The sequence below is a fragment of the Mesorhizobium sp. B1-1-5 genome (assembly GCF_006443065.1).
Taxonomy (GTDB): domain Bacteria; phylum Pseudomonadota; class Alphaproteobacteria; order Rhizobiales; family Rhizobiaceae; genus Mesorhizobium.
This window is the reverse complement of record NZ_VFWS01000156.1, coordinates 1-10,058: the sequence shown is the minus strand read 5'-3', so window position 1 is coordinate 10,058 and position 10,058 is coordinate 1. Positions and strand designations below refer to the sequence as shown.

Below are 10,058 nucleotides of genomic sequence, written 5' to 3'. Positions count from 1 at the left end.
CCCGGCTCACCTCCTGCAACGTCGAAGATCGGCGAAACCGCCGGTGACAGCCAATCTCCCCCCAAGAGGGGGAGATGTCCGGCAGGACAGAGGGGGGCGCGAAGGAACGCCGTCATGAACCATCATCCCACGATCAAGCCCTCGGCCGACACCCGCACCCTCGCCCAATCCCACTTCCGCACTTTGCGCATGGGCACGCCCTTCCAGCCGCGCATCGACGCGCTGGCGCTGACGAACGACTGGTACAGCTGGGCCGGCTACCGCGCGCCGCATTCTCTGTGGGACGAGGAGCTCGAATATTTCGCCATCCGCAGCCAGGCGGCGCTGTTCGACATCTCGCCGATGACTAAATACCGGATCGAGGGTCCGGACGCCGAAGCCTATCTCGACCGCGTCACGCTGCGCGACGTGACCAAGCTGAAACCCGGCCGCGTCCACTACACCGCCTGGTGCGATGACGAAGGCTTCGTTCTCGACGATGGCACTTTGTTCCGGCTCTCGCCGACACGCTTCCGTCTCTGCTCGCAGGAGCGCCATCTGCCCTGGCTGCTCGACAGCGCGATCGGCTATCAGGTCAGTGTCGAGGAAGAGACCGAAGCGGTCGCCGGACTGGCGCTCCAGGGCCCGACCTCCTTCGCCATCCTGCGCGAAGCGGGCTTTGCCGGCGTCGAGCGGCTGAAAATCTTCGATCTCGCCGAGTTCGCGCATGACGGCGCTGCGGTGACCATCTCGCGCACCGGCTTCACCGGCGATCTCGGCTACGAATTGTTCGTGCCGGCCGACAGGGCGCTGAGCCTGTGGGACCGGGTGATGGCGGCGGGCGAGCTGCGCGGCATCCGCGCCATCGGCTATACCGCGCTGAACCGCGCCCGGCTGGAGGCGGGGCTGATCGTCGCCAATGCCGATTTCACGGCTGCCGAGCACGCCATCCGCGCCGACCGCCTGCGCATGCCGGACGAGATCGGCCTCGGCTTCATGATCGATCCGGACAAAGGCCATTTCAACGGCCGCCGCGCCATCCTCGAAGCCCGGACGAAGAAGAAGCTGCGCCATGTACTGGTCGGCCTGGAGATCGAAGGCAACATCCCGGCCGAGCACGCGATCGTCTACTACAAGAAGAGCCGGGAGGTCGGGCTGGTCAGCGCGGCGATGTGGTCGCCCATGGCCAAGCGCAACATCGCGCTCGCCTCGCTGCAGCGGCCCTATGGCGACACGATCGTCGACGACCTCTGGGTCGAGATTTACGCCATGCGCGAGCTGCAGTACCAGAAGCTGATGAAGAAGGCGAAATTGGTGCCACGGCCCTTCATCAAGCTCGACCGCCGCACCGCCAACCCGCCCGCGGACTTTTGACCATGGCAAGCGAAGCGGAGGACCTGGAGGCCGAAGCCGCCGAGCAGTGGCAACTGGTCAACACGCCGCTCGGCGAGATGTGGTCCGGCCGCACCCGCTACGCGGCGGCGATGTATTTCTTCAAGCGCGGCGAGATGAACGCCGAGACGCTGGAGGTCTACCGCATTTGCGCCCGGCTCGACCATGAGGATCCCCTGCCGATCATCCGCGACCGCGGCGTCGGCAAGGACTGGCTGAAGCGCCTGGGTGCTTAGGGTACGCCTCACTTCGTCTAGGGCGGAGCAAGGAGCGAAGTGACGCGCGCAGACCCTAGAATGACGAAGTTGAGAGCGTTCTGCCTCCAATCTCTGAGCGTCGATGATCGTCCCTTCACGGACACTTATCCGATGGTCCTTTCAAGCACGCTCAACCAATTCCGATAAGCGATCTTCTCTATCAGCGCGCGCCCGAAACCGCGCGCGGCGAGCGCGTCGATGAGCTTCGGCAGGCCGGCGACGTCACCGATGGGGGCTGGGATCATGGCGCCGTCGAAATCCGAGCCTAGCCCGACGCCGTCCTCACCCAGCGCCTGCAGCAGCGAGTCGATGTGGCGCACCATGACATCAATGCTGGTGTCGGCGTTCATGCGGCCGTCCTCGCGCAGGAAGCCGGTGGCGAAGTTCAGGCCCACCATGCCGCCGGACTCGCGGATCGCGCCGAGCTGCCAGTCGGTCAGGTTGCGCGAATGGCCGCAGATCGCATGCACATTGGAATGGGTCGCGACCAGCGGCGCATCGCTAAGCTCGGCCACGTCGCGAAAACCCTTCTCGTTGAGATGCGAGAGGTCGATCATGATCCTGAGCTGGTTGCACGCCTTGACCAGCGCCTTGCCGGCATCGGTGAGACCAGGCCCGGTGTCGGGCGAGGACGGAAAGCGGAACGGCACGCCGTTGCCGAAGGCGTTGGGGCGGCTCCAGACGATGCCCAGCGAGCGCAGCCCTGCGGCGTGAAGCACGTCGAGCATGGCAAGCCCGGGATCGATCGCCTCGACGCCCTCGATGTGGAACACCGCCGCGATCGAGCCTTTCGCCATCGCGTCACGCACATCGCCGGCGCTGCGGCAGACGGTCAGAGCGCCGGCGCGCTCCAGCCGGAACAGGATCGAAGCCATGCCGATGGTCGATGTGATCGCCTCGGCCTGGGGCAGTTCCGGCGGCAGCGGTTCATTGTCGCTCGGCGCCGGCGGCACGGCGCTGCGTTTCGACTTTTCGACCGGCGGCGGAAAGATCGCGAACATGCCGCCGGCAAAGCCGCCCTTCCTCGCGCGCGGCAGGTCGATATGCCCGCCCGGCGTCCCCTCGATGAACAGCTTTTCGACATCGGCTTCCTTCGACTGGTAGAGCCGAAGCAGCGTGTCGTTATGTCCGTCGAAAACGGGGATCAGGTCGGTATCGGTCATCAGGGAGCCATTCAAATCGGAGACGGGCGGGACGACAGGTTTCGTCCGGGCGAACCGTCAACTTAGGCAAGATGACCGGGCGGTGCAAATGCCAAGAGCTTCCCCTTCTCCCCTTGTGGGAGAAGGTGGATCGGCGCGATAGCGCCGAGACGGATGAGGGGTGTTCCAGGGAATGCCAACGTCTCACTCCGCTGGAACACCCCTCATCCGGCCGCTGCGCGGCCACCTTCTCCCACAAGGGGAGAAGGGAAAGACGGTGCTACTGTTTCAGGACATCCGCCCATTCCGGATGGCGACGGAATTGGGCGTTGGCGAAGGGGCAGAGCGGGATGATCCTCTTGCCGGCGGCGCGCGCATCCTCGACCGCGCGGGTGACGAGCCGAAGCCCGGCGCCCTGGCCGCGAAAGACGTCCGGCACCTCGGTGTGGTCGATGATGAGCTGGTGCTCGCCGATCTTGGTGAACGTCATCTCGGCCTCGGCGCCGCCCGGGCCGCGCAGCACGTAGCGACCCTTTGAGCCGCGGTCTTCCAGTTCGACCTCGGGCAGTTGGTCGGCCATGTTATTTGCCTCCTTCGGCAACCGGCGCCGGCGCGAAGAGCCGCCGCGCCGCCTCGATTTCATTCGGCCGAACCTCATGCCCGCCGTCGTGCCATTCCACTGTGACATCGGCGCCATCGGCGCGCAAATAGGCCTCGAGCCGCGACGTCAAATTGGGCGGACAGATCGGGTCGCGCCTGCCGGCCGTGATCAGGATGCGGCGGCCGGCAAGGCTGCCCTGGACGCGGGGTTCGAATGGGATCAGCGGATGCATCAGCGTCGCGCCATCGAACAGGCCCGGCTCGGCGAACACCACCGAGGCCAGGATGTTGGCGCCGTTGGAGTAGCCGAGGCCGAACACCGCCGAGGGTTTTGCGGTCTCGACATGCGCCTTGACGAAGCCCGCCATCTTCGAGGTCGCGCGCGCCAGGTCGTCCATGTCATAGACGCCCTCGCCGGTGCGGCGAAAGAAACGGGGAGCACCGTGCTCCGACACATCGCCGCGCGGCGAGACGATCGTCGCCGAAGGCATAAGCTCGCGGCCGAAGCCGAGAAGCTGGTTCTCGTCGGCGCCGGTGCCGTGGAGGACGAAGAGCAGCGGGCTGCCCGGCGAACCGGGCAGCACCTTGTGGATGTAAGCGTCCTTGCTCATGGCTCAGTCTTCCAGCTTCTGCAGATGCTGTTCGAGATAGGGCCGCAGATGCTGGTGCTGCGCCGGCAGCCTCAGCGCCTCGCCGAGATGCGCGGTGTCCTCGTCGCGGTCGAAGCCCGGCTCGTTGGTCGACACCTCGAACAGCACGCCGCCCGGTGTGCGGAAATAGATCGCCCAGAAATAGTCGCGATCGATGACCGGCGTCACGCCATATCCCGTGTCGACCAGGGCCTTGCGCACTTCCAGCTGTTTTGCGCGATCCTTGACCGCGAAAGCGACATGGTGCACCGAGCCGGCGCCGAGATTGGCAAAGCCGGCGCCCGGCAGCGATTCGATGTCGACGACATCGGCGCCGTTGCCGTTCTTGATCGCCAGCCGGCGAATATTGCCGGACTTGTCGACCTCCTCATAGCCCATGAATTTCAAAAGCTCCTCGGTGGCGCCGCCATCCTTCAGCCGGAGCGAGACCGAGTGAAAGCCGCGGATCGCCTCGTCGCCGGGAACACCGCCCTTGACCCAGGGCGCTCTGTTGTCGGTCTTGTCCTCGACAAGCGCGAAACTGTCGCCGTCGGGACCGGTGAAGGTAAGCCGCTTCTCGCCAAAACTTTCCGTGCGGGCGACGTTGCCCACGCCTTCATCGGCGAAGCGCTTTTCCCAATAGGCCAGCGTGCCTTCCGGCACCGAGAATACCGTGGTGCCTACCTCGCCGACGCCGTGCCGGCCCTTGGCGATATCGGGGAACGGGAAATAGGTCATCACCGAACCCGGCGTGCCGACCTCGTCGGCATAGTAGAGATGGTAGACATCCGGCGCGTCGAAATTGACGGTCTTCTTCACCCGGCGCAGGCCGAGCTTTTTCGTGAAGAACTCATTGTTGCGGCGTGCGTCGCTCGCCATCGAGGTGACGTGATGCAGCCCCTGTATCTGATTGAGCATAACCGTGCTCCTTCCCTTGTCCTTGTGCGGCCCTTGCCGCTGTCCACGCCAATATGAGGATGAGCGGGCCGGCGGCAAAGCGGGCAAACATAGAATGGACTGTATCATAAAGGTGAACGACTGTTCGAGATATGTTCACCAATCTGTCACCAAGCTTGGCTTGCAACACGGGTGATTTCCGTTCCATCTGAGCGCTCCCACAAGGAGACGATCTTGGACAATCGCACGCACCGCCCGAACGTTCTGCTCATCACCTGCGACCAGTGGCGTGGCGATTGCCTGTCGGCGGCTGGCCATCCGGTGGTGAGGACGCCGAATGTGGACGCGCTCGCCGCGGAAGGCGTGCTTTTCCGCCGCCACTATGGCGGGGCGGCACCCTGCTCGCCTGCCCGCGCGTGCCTCTACACCGGGCTCTACCAGATGAACAATCGCGTCTGCCGCAATGGCACGCCGCTTGACGCGCGCCATGGCAACATCGCGCTTTCGGCGCGCGCGGCGGGCTATGATCCCACCCTGTTCGGCTACACCGATGTCTCGCTCGATCCGCGCCGGCTGCCGGCCGGGGATCCGCGCCTGCGCAGCTATGAAGGCGTGCTGCCGGGATTCACCGTGCGACAGGCCCTGCCCGAGCATCAGAAGCAATGGTTGTCATGGCTGCGGACCCAAGGCATCGACACCGGCGCAGGCAGCCCCGACATCCACCGCCCGGCCCGAGGCCAGGCGGAACGCGACGTGACCAACGCGCCGCCGGTCTATTCGAAAGACCAGACGCCAACCGCGTTCCTGGCCGGCGAATTCATCCGCTGGCTTGGCGAGCAGGAGAAGAGCGCGCCGTGGTTCGCGCATATCTCCTTCATCAGCCCGCACCCGCCCTTCATCGTGCCGGAGCCCTACAACACCATGTACGATCCGGCCGAAGGGCCCGCTTTCAAGCGCGCGACAAACCCGCAAGCCGAAGCCGGGAGCCATCCCTATCTCGCCTACGATCTCGCCGGGCAGAAGCGGACAAAATTCATCCCCGGCATCGAGGGCAACGTGCCGGACTGGAGCGAGGAGAACTTCCGCCGCATCCGCGCGATCTATTACGGCATGATCTCCGAGGTCGACGCGCAGCTCGGCCGCGTCTGGCAGGCGATCAAATCGGCGGGCGCCTGGGACGACACTCTGGTCGTGCTCACCTCCGACCATGCCGAGATGATGGGCGATCATTTCATGCTCGGCAAAGGCGGCTTCTTCGACGCCAGCTACCACATTCCGTTGATCATCCGCGATCCGCGCCGGGAAGCCACGGCCGGTTCGTCCGTGGATCGCTTCACTGAAGCCGTCGATATCTTCCCGACCATGCTCGACCTGATCGGCGCCGCGCCGCAGCGCCACCTCGACGGCCGCTCGCTCGCGCCTTGGCTGGACGGAACGGAACCGGAAGCCTGGCGCGACGCCGCGCATTGGGAGTTTGATTTCCGCACGGTCGCCCAAGGCGAAGCCGAACGCCATTTCGGTATCGGATCGAACGCCTGCAACCTCGCCGTTATCCGCGCGGCGGACTTCAAATATGTCCACTTCGGCGGCGGCCTGCCGGCGCTTCTGTTCGACTTGACGAAAGATCCGGGCGACCTGAACAATGTGGCGAACGACCCGGCCTATCTCCCGGTACGGCTCGAGTTCGCCGAGAAGACGCTTGCCTGGCGCGCCGCTCACCTCGATCAGTCCCTTGCCTTGGCGGAACTGACGGAAGATGGAGTGGTGGGGTACGTGAGTAGGCAGTAGGCAGTAGGCAGTAGGCAGTAGGCAGTAGGCAGTAGGCAGTAGGAGATGGTCCGCGTTGGATGGCCGGAGGCAATAGCCTCTTTCCCTATACCCTACTGCCTACTGCCTACTGCCTACTGCCTGATCGTCACTTCAGAATCATCCGCTGCTGGTCGCGATTGGCGGCATAACTGCTCTTGTCATAGGCCGTTTGCGCCTGCAGCTGTTCCTTGGTGAAGTTGGTGTAGAGATACTTCTTGCCGTTCTTGTCGGTCATGAATTTGAGCTTATCCATGCCGATCGCCACTTCCTTGGCGCCGATGCCGAGGAAGCCGCCGACGTCGACAATGACCGCGTCAGGCTTGTTGTCGGGCGTCAGCACGACATCGCCGATCGAACCGATCTTGTCGTCGTTTGCGCCATAGACCGTCGTGCCCTTGAGGTCGTCGACGCGCATATTGCCCATCGGCATCTCGGTCAGTGTCGACTTGTCGATGGAAGCGGTCTTGGTCTGGTCGGTGGCAGCGCCGCTATTATCGGCGGGCTTGTTCTCAGCCGTGCTCTGGGCCGGCGGCGTCGCAGGCTTGTTCTCGGCCGTCGACTTGGCGGGCTCTGCCGGCTTCGCTCCCTTATCGGACGTCGTGCCCGAAGCGACCACCGCAGGCGTGGTCGTTGCCGGCGCGTTGTTCGCGGCCGTCGTCGTGCCGGGCGCCGGATCATAGGGCTTGCGGTCGAACTCCGGCTGGGCCTGCAGCTGCTCCTTCGTCGTCTCGGCCACCAGCCAGCGGTCGCCGTTCTTCTCCGCCCATTTCGCCTTGTCGAAGTCGAAAGTGACGTTCTTCGTGCCGATGCCGAGGAAGCCGCCGACGCCGATCACCAGCGACTCGGCCTTGCCGTCCTTGGCAAGCACGATGTCCTTCACGTCGCCGATCTTCTGGGCGTCGTCCGCAGTGCCGTTATAAACCGACTCGCCCATGATGTTGGTGGCGAGGTTGCCCTCCGCCTTCTTCACCGGCTCGGCCGGTGCGGCCGCGGGAGCCTGGGCTGTCGTCGTGTTATTGGCGGGCTGCGTAGCGCCGGTCGACTGCGCCGGCGCCGGATCATAAGGCTTGCGGTCGAATGCCGGCAAAGCGCTCAGCTCCTCTTTGGTCGACTTGGCGACCAGCCAGCGGTCGCCGTTCTTCTCTGCCCATTCCAGCTTGCCGTAGTCGAAAGCGACGTCCTTCTTGCCGACGCCAAGGAACCCGCCGACCCCGATAATGGCCGACTTGGCATTGCCGCTGGCATCGAAGACGACATCGTCAACCTTGCCGATATTCTGTGCATCGTCCCCCGTGCCATTATAGACGGACTCGCCGATAATATTGGTCATCAGCGCGCCATCGGCGCGCGGGACCGGCGCCGGATTCTCGGCTGCTGGGGGCTGTGGAGCCGGGGCGGGCGTCGTCTGCGCGAAAGCGCCGGTTGCTAGAAGGGTTGCGATCGCGGTCGTCGCAAAAAGAGTGCGGATCATCATGGTGGTCTCTCCTCGTGCCTGATCTGTGCATGACGCTTCCTTGGCCAGCCTCTTGACGGCAGGTCGGAAGCGGCAATGTCTACAGGTTCACAACGTTGTGACCGGAGGGTTGTTCCAACCGCAACGCGTTCACGCGTCCGTGGATCGCTGACCTCCCGGTGGAACCTTTGCGGCGGCGTCCTCGTTTCAGCCTGCGGCTGAGGGTCTGCCGGCTCAAAGTGACCCGACACGGAGCAGGATATGCGGTTTGCTGCGGTGCTGAACCAGGACGGCGGCACCCTCCGTACCATCGACATCGAAGTGTTTTCCGAAAAGCTGCATCAGACCCTCGAAGCGGCGGGGCATTCGGTCGAGATCGACATCGTTGCCGGTCGCGACGTCGCCACAGCGCTGGAAAAGGCAATCGCCAGGCGAAATATCGACGTTGTTCTCGCCGGCGGCGGCGACGGCACGATTTCCACCGCGGCATCCCTCCTCATGAACAAGAAGAAGGCCCTGGCCATCTTGCCGGCCGGCACGATGAACCTGTTTGCGCGCGGCCTGGGCATCCCGCAGACACTGGAAGCGGCGTTGCAGTCCTTTGCCGACGGCGAGGTGATCGCCGTCGATATGGCGAGCGCCAACGGCCAGCCTTTCGTGCATCAGTTCTCCGTCGGCATGCACGCCAAGATGGTCCAGCTGCGCGAGAAAATGGATTTCGGCTCGCGCCTTGGAAAGATGCAGGCATCCGTGCGCGCGGCGTGGGCGGCTATCAAGAACCCGCCGGCGCTCAAGGTGAGCCTGAGCATCGGCAAGGCCGAGATCGTCGCCCGCACGACCGGCATCGGCATCTCCAACAATCTGTTCGGCGAAGGCCACCTGCCCTATGCCGACAACCCGGCTGGCGGCGTGCTCGGCATCTATGTCAGCGTCGCGCGCCGGCGTCATCATCTGGCGAAGCTGCTGCTGGACATGCTGCGCGGCAGGTTGCGCCAGAGCGCGCATGTCGAAGTGCATCAGGCTGGCAAGGTCGTGCTGAAAATCCGTTCGCCCACTAGGAAGTTCAGCGCGGTGCTGGACGGCGAATTGATCAGGCTGGAGAGGAAAACCACGGTCGAGAGTCACCCCGGCGCGCTGAACGTGCTTGTCCCCTCCCGCAATGCGCAGGCAAAGGCGGCGTGATGGAAAGATCAGCTGCCTTGAGTGGATTTCTGCTCGGCGGGCGGCGCCGTCGGCACGTTCTGCTGGGTCGTCGGCGACTTGATCAGCTCGCCGTAGATCTCGACCGCGCCCCACGCGATGAAGGCGAGCAGCAGCCCGGCGATGAGAATTCTGAGGGCATGCCAGCCCCAATGCCCCTGGCGAGCTTTGTCTTCAGGTACGATCTTGGTCACGATTGGCCTCCATGCTGCGCGGCGGCGGGCGCTTCAGGCACGACATGGTCGGTAACGGATCCTGTTCGGGAAGGTTCCGTGTCGGGAAAGACGCCCAGCAAGCATGCGACAACCGATTGCGTGTATATGATGGTCGATTGCGTGGCGTTTTGAGGGAATGGTGAGCAGCAAGGTGGATAGTTTGCCGGCGGACGTCAGCCGCGTCGTGATCGATGCGGAGCGGCTCGCCCTGCTTCAGGGCCTTGGCGCCATGGATACGGCAACCGATCCGGACTTCGACCGTATCACCGGTCTCGCTGCGGCAATCGCCGAAGCGCCCGTCGCGCTGGTGAGCCTGATCGGCAGCAGTCGCCGTCGGTTAAAGGCGCGCATCGGCCTCGACGAGAAGGAGACGCCGACCAGCACTTCCTTCTGCGCCCACGCCATCGCCGCCGACAAAAAAACGGATGTGCTGCTTGCCCGTGACCAGCGGATTGTCGGCGAAACGCGGATCGAGCGTGGCGTCG

At 64.4% G+C, this 10,058-nt stretch carries 10 protein-coding genes and 1 pseudogene; 5 read left to right on the top strand and 6 right to left on the bottom strand.

Annotated elements, in window-relative coordinates; all coding sequences use genetic code 11:
- Positions 1-114 precede the first annotated feature (114 nt).
- Both FJ980_RS27535 and FJ980_RS27530 read left to right on the top strand, forming a co-directional pair.
- Complete coding sequence (locus FJ980_RS27535) at positions 115-1,353, top strand: aminomethyltransferase family protein (protein ID WP_140546817.1); 1,239 nt, start codon at positions 115-117, stop codon at positions 1,351-1,353.
- A gap of 2 nt (positions 1,354-1,355) precedes the next feature.
- Entirely contained in the window at positions 1,356-1,607 is a 252-nt protein-coding gene (locus FJ980_RS27530; protein WP_140546816.1) for a hypothetical protein, read from the top strand.
- Positions 1,608-1,732: 125 nt separating this feature from the next.
- Here the strand turns inward: FJ980_RS27530 and FJ980_RS27525 are convergent, their stop codons facing one another.
- The 4 genes from FJ980_RS27525 to FJ980_RS27510 form a co-directional block, all read right to left on the bottom strand.
- Positions 1,733-2,791: a dipeptidase gene (locus FJ980_RS27525; RefSeq protein WP_140546815.1), complete on the bottom strand. Its 1,059-nt coding sequence runs from the start codon at positions 2,789-2,791 to the stop codon at positions 1,733-1,735.
- Positions 2,792-3,050: 259 nt separating this feature from the next.
- Entirely contained in the window at positions 3,051-3,350 is a 300-nt protein-coding gene (locus FJ980_RS27520; RefSeq protein WP_140546814.1) for a GNAT family N-acetyltransferase, read from the bottom strand.
- A 1-nt stretch (position 3,351) separates the two neighbouring features.
- On the bottom strand, positions 3,352-3,981 hold the full coding sequence (locus FJ980_RS27515) for an alpha/beta hydrolase (RefSeq protein ID WP_140546813.1): 630 nt from the start codon (positions 3,979-3,981) through the stop codon (positions 3,352-3,354).
- Positions 3,982-3,984: 3 nt separating this feature from the next.
- Positions 3,985-4,917, bottom strand: a complete 933-nt coding sequence (locus FJ980_RS27510) for a VOC family protein (RefSeq protein WP_140546812.1) — start codon at positions 4,915-4,917, stop codon at positions 3,985-3,987.
- A 213-nt stretch (positions 4,918-5,130) separates the two neighbouring features.
- Between FJ980_RS27510 and FJ980_RS27505 the strand changes: the two genes are divergently transcribed.
- Positions 5,131-6,684 carry an alkaline phosphatase family protein gene (locus FJ980_RS27505; protein WP_140546811.1) on the top strand — a complete coding sequence of 518 codons (1,554 nt, stop codon included), beginning with the start codon at positions 5,131-5,133 and terminating at the stop codon, positions 6,682-6,684.
- A gap of 127 nt (positions 6,685-6,811) precedes the next feature.
- On the opposite strand, the gene FJ980_RS27500 is transcribed toward FJ980_RS27505, so the two are convergent.
- Positions 6,812-8,176: a PRC-barrel domain-containing protein gene (locus FJ980_RS27500; RefSeq protein ID WP_140546818.1), complete on the bottom strand. Its 1,365-nt coding sequence runs from the start codon at positions 8,174-8,176 to the stop codon at positions 6,812-6,814.
- Between the two features lie 243 nt (positions 8,177-8,419).
- Between FJ980_RS27500 and FJ980_RS27495 the strand changes: the two genes are divergently transcribed.
- A complete protein-coding gene (locus FJ980_RS27495) occupies positions 8,420-9,340 on the top strand; it encodes a diacylglycerol kinase family protein (RefSeq protein ID WP_140546810.1) in 921 nt (306 codons plus the stop codon).
- Between the two features lie 8 nt (positions 9,341-9,348).
- Here the strand turns inward: FJ980_RS27495 and FJ980_RS27490 are convergent, their stop codons facing one another.
- Positions 9,349-9,552, bottom strand: coding sequence for a hypothetical protein (locus FJ980_RS27490; RefSeq protein WP_095767385.1), 204 nt, complete (start codon positions 9,550-9,552; stop codon positions 9,349-9,351).
- A gap of 157 nt (positions 9,553-9,709) precedes the next feature.
- Between FJ980_RS27490 and FJ980_RS34805 the strand changes: the two are divergent.
- Positions 9,710-10,058 (top strand): annotated as a pseudogene (locus tag FJ980_RS34805) (hypothetical protein); the annotation flags it as partial.